At 45.1% G+C, this 16,215-nt stretch carries 16 protein-coding genes and 2 pseudogenes; 13 read left to right on the top strand and 5 right to left on the bottom strand.

The features are described from left to right. Positions 1 to 62: 62 nt before the first annotated feature. From H1230_RS02525 to H1230_RS02555, 7 genes and pseudogenes are all read left to right on the top strand, one after another. On the top strand, positions 63 to 341 hold the full coding sequence (locus tag H1230_RS02525) for a hypothetical protein (protein ID WP_239714085.1): 279 nt from the start codon (positions 63 to 65) through the stop codon (positions 339 to 341). A gap of 268 nt (positions 342 to 609) precedes the next feature. After that, positions 610 to 810 carry a cold-shock protein gene (locus tag H1230_RS02530; RefSeq protein WP_019914790.1) on the top strand — a complete coding sequence of 67 codons (201 nt, stop codon included), beginning with the start codon at positions 610 to 612 and terminating at the stop codon, positions 808 to 810. A gap of 130 nt (positions 811 to 940) precedes the next feature. Beyond that, positions 941 to 1,171: a cold-shock protein gene (locus H1230_RS02535; RefSeq protein ID WP_154119101.1), complete on the top strand. Its 231-nt coding sequence runs from the start codon at positions 941 to 943 to the stop codon at positions 1,169 to 1,171. 277 nt (positions 1,172 to 1,448) lie between these two features. Next, complete coding sequence (locus H1230_RS02540) at positions 1,449 to 1,613, top strand: hypothetical protein (RefSeq protein ID WP_239714086.1); 165 nt, start codon at positions 1,449 to 1,451, stop codon at positions 1,611 to 1,613. Between the two features lie 151 nt (positions 1,614 to 1,764). After that, a pseudogene (locus tag H1230_RS02545) lies at positions 1,765 to 2,031 on the top strand (helix-turn-helix transcriptional regulator); the annotation flags it as partial. 80 nt (positions 2,032 to 2,111) lie between these two features. Continuing rightward, positions 2,112 to 3,449 (top strand): extracellular solute-binding protein, encoded by a 1,338-nt coding sequence (locus H1230_RS02550; protein WP_239714087.1) that lies wholly within the window; start codon positions 2,112 to 2,114, stop codon positions 3,447 to 3,449. A gap of 97 nt (positions 3,450 to 3,546) precedes the next feature. Next, positions 3,547 to 3,703, top strand: a pseudogene (locus tag H1230_RS02555) (carbohydrate ABC transporter permease); the annotation flags it as partial. A 138-nt stretch (positions 3,704 to 3,841) separates the two neighbouring features. Here H1230_RS02555 and H1230_RS02560 read toward each other — a convergent pair. After that, positions 3,842 to 5,227, bottom strand: coding sequence for an MATE family efflux transporter (locus H1230_RS02560; protein WP_239714088.1), 1,386 nt, complete (start codon positions 5,225 to 5,227; stop codon positions 3,842 to 3,844). A gap of 368 nt (positions 5,228 to 5,595) precedes the next feature. Here H1230_RS02560 and hxlA point away from each other — a divergent pair, with 368 nt between their 5' ends. From hxlA to H1230_RS02580, 4 genes are all read left to right on the top strand, one after another. Next, positions 5,596 to 6,228: a 3-hexulose-6-phosphate synthase gene (gene hxlA / locus H1230_RS02565; protein ID WP_239714089.1), complete on the top strand. Its 633-nt coding sequence runs from the start codon at positions 5,596 to 5,598 to the stop codon at positions 6,226 to 6,228. Positions 6,229 to 6,235: 7 nt separating this feature from the next. After that, on the top strand, positions 6,236 to 6,793 hold the full coding sequence (gene hxlB / locus H1230_RS02570) for a 6-phospho-3-hexuloisomerase (RefSeq protein ID WP_239714090.1): 558 nt from the start codon (positions 6,236 to 6,238) through the stop codon (positions 6,791 to 6,793). A gap of 82 nt (positions 6,794 to 6,875) precedes the next feature. Next, positions 6,876 to 7,253, top strand: a complete 378-nt coding sequence (locus tag H1230_RS02575; protein ID WP_239714091.1) for a winged helix-turn-helix transcriptional regulator — start codon at positions 6,876 to 6,878, stop codon at positions 7,251 to 7,253. A 50-nt stretch (positions 7,254 to 7,303) separates the two neighbouring features. Beyond that, positions 7,304 to 8,440, top strand: a complete 1,137-nt coding sequence (locus H1230_RS02580; RefSeq protein ID WP_239714092.1) for an NADH-dependent flavin oxidoreductase — start codon at positions 7,304 to 7,306, stop codon at positions 8,438 to 8,440. Positions 8,441 to 8,557: 117 nt separating this feature from the next. On the opposite strand, the gene pepT is transcribed toward H1230_RS02580, so the two are convergent. From pepT to H1230_RS02600, 4 genes are all read right to left on the bottom strand, one after another. Next, positions 8,558 to 9,790 carry a peptidase T gene (pepT, locus tag H1230_RS02585; RefSeq protein ID WP_239714093.1) on the bottom strand — a complete coding sequence of 411 codons (1,233 nt, stop codon included), beginning with the start codon at positions 9,788 to 9,790 and terminating at the stop codon, positions 8,558 to 8,560. A 38-nt stretch (positions 9,791 to 9,828) separates the two neighbouring features. Further along, positions 9,829 to 10,488, bottom strand: coding sequence for a sortase (locus tag H1230_RS02590; protein ID WP_239714094.1), 660 nt, complete (start codon positions 10,486 to 10,488; stop codon positions 9,829 to 9,831). A gap of 33 nt (positions 10,489 to 10,521) precedes the next feature. Then, on the bottom strand, positions 10,522 to 11,466 hold the full coding sequence (locus H1230_RS02595; RefSeq protein WP_239714095.1) for a hypothetical protein: 945 nt from the start codon (positions 11,464 to 11,466) through the stop codon (positions 10,522 to 10,524). A gap of 478 nt (positions 11,467 to 11,944) precedes the next feature. After that, a complete protein-coding gene (locus tag H1230_RS02600) occupies positions 11,945 to 12,958 on the bottom strand; it encodes an LLM class flavin-dependent oxidoreductase (RefSeq protein WP_239714096.1) in 1,014 nt (337 codons plus the stop codon). Positions 12,959 to 13,270: 312 nt separating this feature from the next. Between H1230_RS02600 and H1230_RS02605 the strand changes: the two genes are divergently transcribed. Next, on the top strand, positions 13,271 to 14,275 hold the full coding sequence (locus H1230_RS02605; RefSeq protein WP_239714097.1) for a LacI family DNA-binding transcriptional regulator: 1,005 nt from the start codon (positions 13,271 to 13,273) through the stop codon (positions 14,273 to 14,275). 341 nt (positions 14,276 to 14,616) lie between these two features. Then, on the top strand, positions 14,617 to 16,029 hold the full coding sequence (locus H1230_RS02610) for an ABC transporter substrate-binding protein (RefSeq protein WP_239714098.1): 1,413 nt from the start codon (positions 14,617 to 14,619) through the stop codon (positions 16,027 to 16,029). Positions 16,030 to 16,215: the final 186 nt, after the last annotated feature.

Raw genomic sequence — 16,215 nt, forward strand, 5'->3', positions numbered from 1 at the left:
GCAGGCACGGGACAAAGTGTGCTACAATGTTTTTGCAAAATGGACTTGAAGGAGCTGACAAAATGAGTGACGAAGTAAACGAGCAGGAAATGGTAACGGTGATCTCCGCTGAGACGAAGGTTGACCCGACACTGATTAGATTGGTGCTGAAGCATGAGCTGACTTTTATTAATAAGGCCAAGGCCAATGCTAAGGGTGAAGTTGATATCGACAATGATGATCTGGTTGATTATGTCACTTCCCAACGTGATGTACAGCTGGATGAACTGACTGTAGAGACTATACTTGATGCTGAAATGGATTATTTGATGGACAAAGGTTTGGCTGGTTATATCGATTAAACCCTTGCTGCATAAGGCTCATTGCCCAAATTTTAGGGACAGTGAGCCGAGCGTAATAATTAAATTATAAAATAGTTTGCCTTGTCCTTTGCTTTCGCAAAATAAGTGTGGTACAATGAAGTCAGTCATAAATAACCCTTAATTCACATATTGTAAAAGGTTATCATTGTGAGTATGAATCCTTTTCCAATGTGTGAATTTTTATTTGTTCGTACAATACGTAGGAATAAAAGGACATGTGTTAAATAAAATATTGGAGGTAATTATTATGCAAACAGGAACAGTGAAATGGTTTAACGCAGACAAAGGATTTGGCTTTATCGAGGTTGAAGGTGGAAGTGACGTATTCGTACATTTCTCCGCAATCACTGGCGACGGCTTCAAATCTTTGGACGAAGGCCAACGTGTTGAGTTCAACGTAACTCAAGGCGCTCGTGGACCACAGGCAGAAAACGTAGTAAAACTGTAATTTCAAATTCAAGCTGTCCTTAACTCAAGTTGAGGGCAGCTTTTTTTTCTCTGTAATTCTCATCGCAGCATGTCATGGCATCCTGTAGGGATGGTGAAATCGTCTCGATTCGAACCAAGGAGGGGTATTTATGTATTTTCGTAAAAAAGCGCTAGAGGATCTTCCGCAAGAGGACACAGCGATTTGGTCCTGCACAAAGGATGATTGCACAGGTTGGATGCGCGATAATTTTGCGTTCCAATATATTCCTACCTGCTGGCAATGTAACTCTCCTATGACTAGAAGTATGAAGATACTGCCTATGCTTGTGAATACGAATTTTGAAATGAAGGCTATTAAGAAGGGTATTACGATTAAGTAAACTTTTCTTACCCTTTAAAATAGAATTAGAACCTACAAATAGATCCTTCAATGGCCTGTCCCCTTAGTAACGGGCAGTCTTTTTTTTTGCTGTTTAATTGTTTTTTTTGATTGGATTAGCATCTAACCGTGAACCTTAAATAGACCACTTTGCAAAAGGTGCGCTGTTTAAGGTTTTTTTTCTGTTCTTCAATGCAACTAGGCAAGTTTCCCTTGACAATGGATGGTACTTCGGCACAATAGAGTTGGAAGCGCTAACAGTGAAAGAAGCAATTTAGGTGTACGAGAAGGTTAAGCAATTAAATACCTTGCGCCAAATATTTATCGGTTTTTTACTGGTTATGCTCATTATTATTTCTGTAGCGGGTGCTTTTGTGTACGATAGGGTAGCTTATTTGCTCAAAAATAATGCTGAACGGCATATTGAGCGATCATTCATTTAATCGCTATAGGTTCAATTCCCCGCAGCTTTCTGCGTACTAACTAAGTGTTTGAGCTATAATGAGCATAAAAAAGAAACGTAGAGGAAGAAGGACGGCGACGGGAGAAGCTGGAGAGAAGGGTTAACCCGAAGCTGCTAGAGATGGACCCTGAGCAGGTCGGATTCACCTCAATGCCAGTTACTTCAGCGTGCTGTTCAAGGAGCAGACAGGGGTAGCTTTTAGTGAATACCTATCACGGGCCCGGATACAAGGGGCGAAGGAAATGCTGCTGCAGACGCGGCTGTCCATCGGAGAAATTGGTGAGCGGGTTGGCTACAAGACTGACAAATATTTCATCAAAGTATTCAAATCCTTGGAAGATATCAGCCTGAGTCGTTACCGCCAACAGCTAAATGGCCAGCGAGAGGATATCCAATAGAAGTGGTGTTATAGCCATGATAGAACAACTGGGAGAGCGGTTACACAAAACGCACAACCTAAAAATGGGGGTTAAAGTAAATGTCTAAGAACAAATTGACTAAGGGTTTGGTCCTGTCTTTTGTCCTAGCGCTTGTTCTGTCCGGATGTGGCGGTGGAGCGAATAATAATGCAGCAGGAGATTCAACAGCTCCAGCAGCAAATGATGCAGCGAAGAAAGTAACCATTAATATGATGCACTTATGGCCGGCGGGAATTTCGGCTCAACAGAATAAATTGGTCAGCCAGATTCTGGATGATTACCAAAAAGAAAATCCTAACGTAACCATTAAGACAGAAGTTCTGGAGAATGAGCAATATAAAAATAAACTTAAAATATTGTCTGCTTCCAACGAGCTCCCCGATGTAGGGATCACTTGGGCAGCGGGATTCATGGAGCCTTATGTACAAGGCGGACTATTCGCACCACTCGATGATATTCTGAATGGTCCGGAGCTTAAAGATAAATTTGTTTCTGGTACTACAGAAGGCTTCCAAATTGACGGTAAAACTTATGGGTTGCCGATTGAGCTGAGCATCACCCCAATTTACTATAACAAAGAGATCTTCAAAAAATACAATCTGGAAGTACCCACAACGTATGAACAATTTAAGCAAGTTGTGAAAACGTTAACAGATAATGACGTAGCACCTATCGCACTTGGTAATAAAGATCGTTGGACAGGTTCCCTGTGGTATATGTATCTGGCTGACCGGATCGCCGGCACCGATACACTGAAGAAAGCTACTGACGGAACGGGCACGTTTGAAGATCCAGGCTTGATTCGGGCGGCGGCTGAAGTACAGAGTCTGGTAGACATGAACGCTTTCAACAAGGGCTTTAATGGTCTGTCCAATGATGAAGGCAAATCCGAATTCATGAATGAGAAAGCGGCAATGTACTTAACGGGTTCGTGGGAGCTCGCCAATTTCACTACCAATCCAGATATCCCGCAAGAATTTAAAGACAAGGTTGGCTTCTTCAAATTCCCTACAGTGGATGGCGGTAAAGGAAATATTAACAGCTGGGTTGGTGGTCCTGGGGTTGCCTTGTTCGTAGCTGAGAATTCCAAAGTAAAAGAAGAAGCAAAAGCTTTCGTAGAATACTTTGTATCCAAATGGGGCGAAGATGCGGTAACAACAGCAGGCATAATTCCAGCTACTAAAGTGGACACAACAAAAGCTGGTTTACCACAAATGTATGTAGATATTCTCAACGAGCTGAATAACGCTAGCAGCATTACCCTGTTTGCAGACGTACAAATGAAACCGAATGCTGCTCAGGTCCATCTGGATATGATTCAGGCGCTATTCGGCAAAGCGGTAACGCCGGAACAATTCGTAGCTAAACAAAAGGAAGCTGTAGAAAAAGAAAACTGATGAAATAAGAGAAAGTTTAAAGTGGAACGTACCCTGCAGCAGGATACGGAGCGTTCCGCTTCCTCTATAAAGGGAAGGGTAGGGAGTAGACGAGATTATGGATAAAGTAACGTCTAACAAGCTGGTAATTGCCTTATATGTGCTTCCATCCTTGTTGTACTTCATTCTGGCAGAGCGCGTACCATTCCTTGCTGCTTGCCGTATTCTCAGGGATTAGTCTTATCGGGTATTTAGCGATGCACTTGCATCTTGCCAATTCTCATCGTGTTTCTGCTCCTGAGTAACCGGATTGTAGAAGGAATAGCAGCCGGATCGGTTAAAGGATAAAGATAACATAGCAAACAGCCCGGCGCCGTGATGGCGTCGGGCTGTTTTTGGTCGCACATTATAGGCTAATTTACAGTTGCAGCTGGAGGACCACCTGGCTCTACAGTCTCGTGTTGAATAAGCCCGTGTTTCTCCCAAGCTCGGCTCTTCCAGCGGAAGAACATAATGACAGCTCTTACCCATTCATCAAACGCAGTGGCGATCCATACTCCGGCAAGGCCAAGGTGAAGCTGGAATACCAGTACATAGCCAAGTGGCAAGCTCATGCAGACCATGGAGATCAGACCCATATAGACAGGGAACTTGGCATCTCCGGAAGCGCGCAAAGAGTTGATGATGACCAGATTGCAGGTCCGGCCGGTTTCGAGGAAAAAGCTGAGCAGAATGACCTGAGAGCCCAACTTGATAATACTATCGTTATCAGTGAAGAGGCCGAACAACGGTACCCGGAAGAAGATTACTATTGCATCCATGATCACCGTGACCAGTAACGCCCACTTCACACTGGAGAACACACGTGTATAAGCTTCCTGTGGCCGCCTTGCTCCAACCAGATGACCGACGATAATGGAGGTTCCCATCGAAACGGCTACACTGAACAGAAAGATATAACTGGAGATGTTGAGCGCATATTGGCGTGTAGCCATCGCTTCAGCGCCTAAATACGTAATATATAGCGTAAATACTAGCTGGCAGGACTGGTAGGTTATCGATTCAAAAGCGGATGGGATGCCAATCTTGAGAATTTGCAGTACATATTTTCGGGTAAGATGAATGTAATAGCTCCACTTCACCCGCACCTCCAGAATTCTGTAGAGCAGCAGGAAAAATAAGATCAAGCAGATGAAGCGGCTGGTAATCGTAGAGATGGCCGCACCTTGCACACCGAGTGCTGGAAAGCCGAAATGGCCAAAGATTAAGGTGTAATTCCCGACCACATGAATGACGTTCATCAGCAGGGAAACTACCATAGTCTGTTTAGTGAAGCCATGAGTACGGATGGTGGTAGCCAAGGCATTAATCAAGGCCTGAAGAAAAATACCACCCCCGACGATATTTATGTACGCTTTGGCATGGACGAGAATATCACCTTTTACATTCATGGCGGTCAGCAGATTGCCCCCGAATGACAATAAAAATGTACTTAGAATAATACCAACCAACAGATTTAAGGTAATGGCATTGCCGGTCACCTGTGCAGCTTCCTGTGGTTTTTTCGAGCCGAGATATTGGGAGACAACAATGGCTGCTCCGTTTCCGATTACACTGAGTATCAGAATGGCTATGACAATAATCTGATTCGCCGCACCTACACCAGCTACGGCATCGTCAGACACGGAACTGATCATAAATGTATCTACGCTGCCCATGAGCATAAACAGGAACAGCTCCAGAAAAATCGGCCAGGTCAGTTTTAATAGATTAAACTCCTGAAGTTTGTTTTCCTCCATCGTACACCTTCTTATTTTAAAATATATAAATTTATATGCTTCACACGATAACTTATCCTTATATTTCTCGCAGAAACGGGTGCTCTCCATATAAAGGACGGCGAAGCCGTTTCATCTTGTATACTTTGATTTCTTTACTAAACAAATTGTAATGTAGCACAGCTTCTATAATAAATCAGCAAATTAAGCGAAATAATACAAAAAAATATTATAGTTTCCTATTCCCTATGGTGAAGCCTTTGGCAGCACAGTAGTATCCTACAGGTAACTACCTCACAATAAAGTGCCTACTTCCTTTATCGACTGTATAAACCTACAATAAGTATAACACTTACTAAAATACATTAAACGAGGAGATTATACTTAATATGAAATTGCAGTTAGCACTCGATCTAGTGGATATTGCCGGAGCCAAAGAAATTGTAGCTCAAGTAGCCGAATATATAGATGTTGTTGAAATAGGAACACCGATCGTGATAAACGAAGGGTTGCACGCAGTGAGAGCAATCAAGGATGCTTTTCCAGCGCTGACCGTTTTGGCTGACCTGAAAATAATGGATGCAGGTGGATATGAAGTGATGAAGGCTGTTGAAGCGGGCGCAGACATTGTTACTGTATTAGGCGTTTCCGCGGATTCGACCATTAGAGGCGCTGTTCTGGAAGCTAAAAAGACGAATAAATTGATTCTGGTTGACCTGATCAGCGTGAAGGATATTAAGACTAGAGCAGCTGAAGTGGACGCACTTGGCGTAGATTATATCTGTGTCCATTCTGGGTATGACCATCAGGCTGAAGGCAAAAACTCCTTCGCTGATTTGCAAGCGATCAAGAGTGTTGTCAAGAATGCTAAAACGGCGATTGCCGGCGGTATTAAGCTGAGTACGTTGCCGGAAGTTATCGCAGCAAATCCCGATCTTGTGATCGTTGGTGGCGGCATCACTGGCGAAGGTGATATCAAAGCGGCGGCAGCCGAAATGAAACGTCTCGTTAGCCAGGCTTAAAGCTAGTATGAATACGATAGAATACGCACAGGAGATAATAAATGAATTGCAGAGTTCAGTATCTCAGCTTGGTGAAGCAGATACAGAGCAAATGGCTGAGTTACTTCTGCATTCGGACAAGGTGTTCGTGGCTGGTGCAGGCCGGTCTGGATTGATGGGGCGGGCCTTCGCCATGCGGCTCATGCAGGCTGGCAAAGACGCCTATGTCGTTGGTGAAACCGTAACACCGGGCATTGCTGCGGAAGATGTGTTGGTGCTCGGTACAGGCTCTGGTGAAACACAGGGATTGGTCACTATGGCGGGAAAAGCCAAATCGCTGGGTGCAGCGGTTGTTGCGGTCACACTTACGCCGGAATCAACAATCGGGCAGTTGGCAGATTATATCGTGAAGCTGCCGGGTGCGCCCAAGGATCAGACTGGTGGCAGTTATATCACTATTCAGCCCATGGCCTCTTTATTTGAACAGACATTGCTGGTATTCTATGATGCAGTTATCCTACGGATGATGGAGAAGACCGGCCAGACTACCCAGCGAATGTTCGGTAAACATGCCAATCTGGAATAATGCAAAAGACGGATAACCTTCCTCATGGAGTGGTTATTCGTCTTTTGTAGTATGATGAAGTGTGAGAGGAGGTCACTATAATATGGCTACTGAGATTAAAGACCGTATCAATCTGAAGGAAATCAATTGTGAGAAGGAATTGACGCTTGCCGTAATCGGTGGGAAATGGAAGCTGATTATTTTGTGGCATCTCGGCCTTGAAGGAACCAAACGGTTTAGTGAACTCAAGCGGCTGATTCCACATATTACGCAAAAGATGTTAACGAATCAGCTGCGTGAGTTGGAAGAGGATCAGCTTGTGCTAAGGAAAGTATATGCGGAGGTTCCGCCAAAAGTGGAATATTCCTTGACAGAGTATGGTGACAGTTTGCTACCGGTTTTGCGCATGATGTATGATTGGGGTAAAAGCTATGGTGAGAATGTGATTTGGAAGGATGCACCACCCACTAATAAGTGCTGAGTGCATTTATATAAAAGCTTATTCATTCGAAAATGGAGGGATTTATTCAGATGTCGAAAACAGATTATACCCCACTCTTGGAGTCGTTCCAATTTAAGAACGGATTTACATTGAAGAACCGCGTGGTCATGGCGCCCATGACGAATTTCTCTTCTCTTCCTGACGGATCAGTATCCGATGATGAGGTTGCCTACTATATTCGCCGCTCTAAGGGCGCGGGCTTGGTTGTCACAGCTTGTGTATATGTATCCGCTGGCGGTAAAGGTTTCCCAGGTGAATTCGGTGCGGACAAGGATGAAATGCTTCCGAGTCTTCGTAAATTAGCTGCTGCAATTAAGGGTGAGGGAGCCAAGGCGATCCTGCAAATCTTCCATGGCGGCCGTCAATGTCCACCGGAGCTGCTGCCTGATGGACAGACAGTTAGTGCAAGCAACGTTCCGGCAGAATTGCCAAGTGGTGGGAACGGACCGGTTCCCCGTGCCCTAAGTGAAGCTGAAATCTTAAGCATCATCTCTGATTTCGGTGAGGCTACACGCCGGGCTATCACAGCTGGCTTTGATGGTGTGGAAATTCACGGAGCGAACGGTTATTTGCTGCAGCAATTCTTTTCTCCGCATTCCAACACCCGTGAGGATCGTTGGGGTGGAAGTCTGGAGAAACGTCTGACTTTCCCGCTTGCAGTTGTAGATGAAGTGAAACGAGTGGTGAAGGAGCATGCCAAGGTGCCATTTCTCTTGGGCTACCGCTTCTCGCCGGAAGAGCCGGAAACCCCAGGGATCACGATGGCCGAAACCTTTGCGTTGATTGATGCGTTGAGCGGTTATGGACTTGATTATCTGCATGTTTCACTGCAGGATTTCTGGTCTCTGCCCCGTCGTGGAACTGAAGATAGCCGACCGCGCATTGAACAGATTGTTGATCGTGTCGCAGGCCAGTTGCCGGTCATCGGAGTGGGATCGCTCTACAGTGCTGATGATGCACTTAAGGCTATGCAGACGGGGATCGCACTTGTTGCACTTGGTAGACCACTCTTGATTGATCCAGATTGGGTTCAAAAGGTTACTGAAGGACGGCAAGCCGAAATTCAGACTGCATTGGACCTCTCCGCTCAATCAACGCTGGTGATACCTGATCCGCTGTGGGGTGCTTTAACTCATACACCAGGCTGGCTGCCGATCAAGGCCTAAGATAAGTACTATAATAGGAGTTTAGACTCCAATTGCAAGCCAGAATAACCCCTGAATACCGCTGTACTAGGTATTCAAGGGTTATTTGGTCTGCACTCTTAAAGGGAAATAGCGGTATTAGGCTTTCTGTTCAAACAGCTTGGCAATTTCAACGATAACGTTGACGGCTTTAACCATATTATCTGCGGAGACATATTCGAACTTGCCGTGGAAGTTCTCACCACCGGTAAAAATATTAGGCGTCGGCAGTCCCATATAGGACAGCTGTGAGCCGTCTGTTCCTCCGCGAATTGGGCGGATAATCGGCGCTATTCCGAGGTTCTCCATCGCTTCATGGGCAATATCGACGATATGGCGCACCGGTTCTATTTTCTCGCGCATATTGTAATATTGGTCATTCATTTCAAGCACGATATTATTGTCGCCGTAGGTTGTCTTAAATTCATCAACGATAGCTGCGATGTGGCCTTTGCGTGTCTCGAATTGCTGGCGGTCAAAATCGCGGATAATATAATGCAGCTTGCTGTGTTCAGCAGTGCCCTGCATGGAAATCAGATGGTAGAAGCCTTCATAACCTTCTGTGAACTCCGGCGCTTCGCCAGCTGGCAGCCTAAGGTGGAAAGCCATGGCAATCTTCGCGGAATGGATCATTTTTCCTTTTGCTGTACCGGGATGTACGTTAACCCCGTGGAAAGTAATTTTGGCTGCAGCAGCATTGAAGCTTTCATACTCAAGCTCTCCGAGCGGTCCGCCATCCACAGTGTAGGCATAGGTTGCGCCAAAGGTAGCCACATCAAATTTATGCGGTCCGCGTCCAATCTCCTCATCAGGAGTAAAGGCGACTCTAATCTTGCCATGCTTAATTTCCGGATGCTCTAGAAGATAGACCATGGCTGTTATAATCTCAGCAATTCCGGCCTTGTTGTCTGCTCCAAGCAGGGTAGTACCATCCGTGGTAATCAGTGTATGCCCTTTATACTCCGATAGCTCCGGAAAGCTCTCTGTGGACATTATTACATTCAAATCTTTGTTCAAAACAATATCGGCACCGTCATAGTTCTCGATGATTTGCGGTTTTACATCCTTACCGGTAAAATCAGTTGCCGTATCCAGATGCGCCAGGAATCCGAGGGTCGGTACTTCTTTCTCACTGTTAGCCGGAAGAGTGGCCATGACATAACCATGCTCGTCCACTTGTACTTCTACCAGACCGATTTGTTTAAGTTCCTCAACCAGTTTATGCGCAAGCACCAGCTGTCCTGGAGTGGAGGGGCAGACTTCATTATCCTCATTCGATTGTGTATCCATTTGAGCATAGGAAATAAAACGTGCCATAACTTCTTGCTTCAATCTTGTCATCTCCTCTTCATCTTCGTATGTCTATAGTATCACGATCCAGGCAAGGTCTCATCCCTTCCAACCAGTTTAGCTGTAAGCAAATATCGATCCGGGGCTGAGCCCACATAAGAGAAGGGGTAACAAGTAATGAGGGTAAGAATCGGTTCAGCACTTTGCTTGATTGCACCCCGTTCATGCCCATCTACGATGTTGCTGCCTGTGACCTTGTATACAAATTTTCCGTCTATGGATTCTACCTCGATCAGATCATTTTTCTTCAACTCTCCCAAGCCGCGGAATACAGTATCGCGGTGACCAGCCAGCACGCTGTTGCCAATACCCCCTAAAGCTGCACTGCCTTTGTAGTGCCCGGCTCCTTTTTTTAGTTGTCGACTTGCAGTACCTTCCACAATTGCAACCTTCTTATGGATAGAGGGAAACGAGATCTCTCCTATAATTTCTCCTTCGGTATAGCTTGGTGTGGAGCTTGAGTTTTGTTGGATAGGACTGACCATCCCTTCGGGAAGAGGTGTTTCTTCGCGCGACAAGGTATGTGCAGAAGCTTCCTCCCTCTTTTTCGACCATTCATTCAAGGCATTATGTGCTTCTATAGGTGCTTTGATCACCTGAACCACTGAATATAACAACACAAACAAAGAGAGTATGAAGATGAGCTTCACGGCAATTAAGAGACCGGAACGCTTCTTCATACTCTCTCCTCCAGACTTTGAGCTACATGTTTTTTATCTTTTGGTTCTCAGCCTGCGCAGAATCATTACACTAATAATAGCTATTGGCAAGCTGATGAGAATCAGGTTATACCAAGGCTCAGCGGTGTTTGGTAGTTTATCTCCTGCATCAGAGGCACCGAGCGGAAGTTCATCATCGGGCACTGCGATTTCATGATCAGGTGATGGTGTTGTTATAGTGTCGGTAGTGGTGCTGCCTGCGACTGGTGTAGCCGTAGGTGTATTCCCTCCATTATTATCGCTGCCTCCCAGTGGGATTGGTGCGTCGGTGGCGACGATTTCACCTATTATCGGGGAAGCCGAAGGAGAGGGAGTTGGTGCTGGTGTTGGGGTGCTGATTACCGGCGTAACTTGTGGACTGGCCGAACTCCCCGGAGAAACGGTTGCTGTAGGTCCGGTACTAGGCGCTGTTGAAGGAACAGGTGATGCAGTTGCAGTTGGTACAGCACTAGGTTCGGTTGACGGGCCTGGTTCTCCAGAGGCTGAGAAATCAAACGCTACGGTTGCAGTCTTCCCCTGATACTCGTTGCCTGCCTCCGACGGGAAGATCACATTCATTTCGATTACGTTCTGTGCTCCTCCGGCCAAAGAACCAATGGCTACTCTACCGGCAGCCTTGCTCATAACTCCTGAATAGATGATTACTCCCTCTTTTTCAAGCGTCATCTGCAGAATATCGTACATTTCCACATCACCAGACAACAATTTGAAGTCCACGTAATAATTAAAGACCTTATTGCCTGCATTGATGACCGTGTATTCTGATTGCGTCTCGTCACCCGGTTCCATATTATTCATGGTTGCCGTACTTGTCGTATGCGAATTCACGGTAAGTTTAATGGTATCCTCTGCACTTACCCCGCTAGCGTGCCAAATGAGGCCTGCCAGAACGATCAGGACATAAGCGAATATTATCGCCGAGCGATATTTCTTCTTCACTCCCCGCTCCTTTCTGCTGCGGCCCCAAATCCTGCGGGCTTCTGGCAAAATACTCTGTTTAATACAGACGTTTCTGCACACTTTGTCGAAAGGTGGTTCCTACCGGAACTACTATAAATACCAAGTATTATTATTCGCGGCGGAACAGAAGGCGAGTAAGATAGACAAAGGTGAAGATTGTTCGTTATAACGAATACCTCCAGTATAATCAAAATGTAATATAAAGAAAAATAGCATATATGCAAAAAAATAAGCAAATTCAACGATCCTACGGGCAAAATATAATGTTTACTGAAGAATGCTCCGAATTAATCTTTATTTTTACATTTTTATATTATGTATGCGGTTTATAAAGAACACATTCTGGAAGTGGGATTTCAGAAAAAAAGGCAAGACAGATTCCGGAAGCGAAGGCAAACCTTCGCGTTCCATATATCGTCTTGCCTGAACCTTTAGTTGGAAAATAAACTCAAAAATCCTAGCTTTCTTTAATAGCCTCTGCTACCAGCTCATAAGAGCGCAAACGGGCAGAATGGTCATAAATCTGAGAAGCTATAATCCATTCATCGGCATCCGTTTCCTCTTGGATCTGTTGGAGTCTCTCTTTAACAGCAGCCTTATCGCCGGAAATGGAGTACTGCTGCTTCTCCAGCATGATCGCTTTCTCCTGCATAGTCCATAGCCCATCCATGCTATCTACCGGAGGCTGCAGCTTACCAGTACGGCCACGGATAATATTAAGGAATTGCTGCTGCTGGGAGGTAGCTAATTTGCGAGCCTCCTCCGTAGTCTCTGCTGCTGTAATTCCCAGTCCGACCATGACATGCGGTTTAGCAAGAGCTGCTGACGGCTGGAAGCTATTGCGGTATAAATCTAGCGCTGGAAGCAGGTACTCAGGCGCAAAGTGGCTGGCAAAAGCAAACGGCAAGCCCAGTTGACCAGCCAGACGGGCACTGAAGCCGCTGGAGCCGAGCAGCCAGATCGGCACATTCAACCCTTCCCCAGGAACCGCTCGTACACCTGGAGGGCGTGAACCGGCACCTTCAGGGTCGAAATAAGCTCTAAGTTCACTGAGCTGCTCGGAGAATTCACCACCGTCGTGTCCAAGGCCACGACGGAGTGCTCGTGATGCCGGCTGATCAGAACCCGGCGCTCTGCCCAAGCCAAGGTCGATGCGGCCTGGATATAGGGATTCGAGTGTGCCGAACTGTTCAGCTATGACAAGCGGCGCATGGTTGGATAACATGATGCCACCGGAGCCGACGCGTATGCTGCTTGTACCGGCAGCTATATGCCCGATAACAAGTGAAGTGGCTGAGCTGGCTATTCCAGTCATATTATGATGCTCCGCCAGCCAATAACGGTGATAGCCCCACCCTTCGGCATGTCGGGCCAAGTCTAAAGAGTTATGAAAAGAGTCCGCTGCTGTTCCACCTTCCACAATTGGAGCCAGGTCCAGCACGGAGATAGGAATGTCCCGTAATTGTTTCAATGTAATCCCTCCATTAATGATGCGTCCGCATCTTTAATTAGTATTTGCAGACAAATATAGATCTACCCAGTAATTATACCATGTTATTTAATTATTTACACACTTTAAGTAAGCTGATAGTACTTTGAATGTGGATTGATAAGCTTTTCAAATGATCAGTAAAAGTTGGATTTATGTTCAAAAAGGAAAGGTTTTTGAACATCATCGATCCATAAAAATAAAATTGTAAGCGGTTTATATATACTCTTGTCATTTTCTAAAGGCCTTGCTATAATTATTTTGAAAAGGTTTTCTAAAAAGGAAGTTAACATTATGAAGCCAACAATAAGAGATGTCGCCAAAATGGCAGAGGTATCTATCAGCACCGTTTCTCGTGTAATGAACGCACCGAATACAGTAGTGGAGAGCAAGAGAAGTCGTGTAATGGAAGCGATCGAGCAACTGCAATATCAACCGAATGCGTTCGCGCGCGGTCTGATTTATAAGAAGTCTTTTACACTAGGCTTACTTATACCGGATATCGAGAACCTCTATTTCGCGGGTCTGATCCGGGGAATGCAGGATGCATGTATCAAGCTGGGCTATAGTCTAATGATATGTAATACAGACCGTGACAAGGAACGGCTGCTGTCGTACATCGATACCTTCCATGAGAAGCAGGTGGATGGAATTGTGTTCGCTAGTGATGTCCTTTATCCGGAGTACCATGATAAGCTAGTTGGCTGCCGGATTCCTTTTGTGCTAGTATCCTCGCATTCGGATGAGTTCGACATTCCTTCTGTAGAGATTGATGATGAGATGGCTGCGTATGACGCTGTTCGGTTTCTGATTGAACTGGGGCACAAGGAGATTGGCATGATTGGCTTCAATCATGATAACTCTGTTTCAGGTCCACCCCGTTATGACGGATTTAGAAGAGCCTTAACTGAATACGGTCTTCAGCATAATATTGAGAAGATCAGATATGCCAATCACCGTTTTGAACATGCCTATCAAGCTGCTCATGAGTTGTTCACTGCGTATCCTGAATTGACTGCTGTTTTCTGTGTGGCTGATGAGTTTGCGATGGGTACGATTTCTTATTTGAAAGATCGTAACGTTCTTGTTCCAGGGCAGGTGTCAGTTATCGGCTTTGATAATCTGCGGATGTCGAGCATGTTCATTCCAAAGTTAACGACCATCGCACAGCCGATGTACGAATTAGGCTACCGCGCTGCAGAGAAGCTGCACGAGCTGCTAACTACAGGCAAAGTTGGAATACAGCAGGAAAATTTGGAACATAAGCTGATTGTAAGAGAGTCAACACGGGAAAAATGAGATCAACTCATTTTTCTCACTCTAATCTGAAAAGCTTTTCAATAATTCTTGAATAATAGTTTTTTTGGTGCATACTAATATTTCTAGAAGGATAAAATCAATAAAATTTATTCGTAACAATCATAATATTGTAGTTGAAACATGAAATTTATATGATATGATGGAAATGTAAGCGTTATTATTGTATTATTTTGTCGGACTGACTAATGATTAATAGTTTGATTGATCTTTTTGTGAAAAGCTTTGCAAGGGGGTGATCACTAGCCAACCGGAGATTAAGCCTTGATGCTCAGAAGAAGATGTAATTCTCTATTACAAATGATAAGGGGATGTATGAAAAGATGAAAAAAGCTTCAAGACGTACAATGTCATTGGCTTTGGCGCTAGGTTTATCCTTCTCAGTAATGCTGAGTGCATGCGGCGGGGGTAATAATAATAATACTGCTGCAGCGACTGATCCACCAGCAGCAACTAATACACAAACAGCTGATAACAACCAAGCATCGACTGATACTGCGGGTACTCCACTGGAACTAGCGATGAAAGGTGACTATAAAGGAACAAAGGTAACCATGTTCGGACCATTCGTAGATGCCGACCAAGTGAAATTTGAGAGCAGCATCAAAGACTTTGAAGCAAAAACAGGAATTGATATTCAGTATGAAGGCTCCAAAGAGTTCGAAGCTACAATCAACATTCGGGTTGATGGTGGCAATGCGCCTGATATCGCGGATTTCCCACAACCGGGACTGTTAGCCTCTATTGCTAAGACTGGCAAGGTTGTGGATCTGACTAGCGTATTGGATCAAGCAAAACTAAAGGCTAATTACAATAAGAGTTGGCTTGATATGTCGACAATGGATGGCAAAGACGGCAAGATTATGGCCGGTATCTGGAACCGCAGTAATGTGAAGAGCTTAGTATGGTATCCGAAGAAACAATTTGAAGCAGCAGGCTACAAGGTTCCTGAAACTTGGGATGAAATGATGGCTTTGACTGAACAAATTGCCAAAGACGGTGATCCTGCCTGGACGATTGGTATTGAAAGCGGCGCGGCAACAGGCTGGGCAGCAACGGATTGGGTAGAAAACATTATGCTGCGTACAACTACACCAGAGAATTATGACAAATGGGTTAAAGGCGAATTGTCATTTACCTCTCCTGAAGTGAAAAACGCGGTTGAAATCATGTCCAAAATTTGGCTCAACAAGGATTATGTATATGGCGGTACTAAATCAATCGTAACTACAGCATTTGGGGATGCTCCGAAACCGATGTTCGAGAATCCACCTAAAGCTTGGTTCAACTTGATGGGTAACTTCATTACAAGTTTCTTCCCAGAAACGGCGAAGGTTGATGAAGATTATGATTGGTTCTACCTTCCACCCATTGATGCACAATATGGCAAGCCAGTGCTTGTAGCAGGGGATATTTACGCTATGTTCAATGATCGTCCTGAAGTTCGTGCGGTCATGGAATACTTCACAACGGGTGAATCCATCAAGACTTGGGTACAATCCGGTGGTGTAATCGCGCCAATGAACGATGCATCCCTAGACTGGTACAGCTCTGAATCTGACCGTCGGATGGCGAAGCTGGTACAAGATGCCTCTACCCTTCGTTTCGACGGATCTGACTTGATGCCAGGTAAAGTAGGCGCAGGTACGTTCTGGAAAGGTATGACCGACTATGTAAGTGGTACAGCTACGTTGGATCAGGCACTTGAACAAATTCAATCAGGCTGGAAAAACTAAGCGGTAGAAGTAGAAGTTAGAACACTTTATTCAAAAAGAGGGGCAGCGAGCAGCGATGGTAATCCGCCCCTCTTTTTGTTTTTTAAAGATTATCTTCAATGCTTATTTCGAAGAGAGTTTTGCTCTGCAAAACTTAAGTAGATGCTTACGAGGAAAGTTTTGAGAAGCAAAACTTAGAGGAGGAAG

It is taken from the genome of Paenibacillus sp. 19GGS1-52 (assembly GCF_022369515.1).
Taxonomy (GTDB): domain Bacteria; phylum Bacillota; class Bacilli; order Paenibacillales; family Paenibacillaceae; genus Paenibacillus_AQ.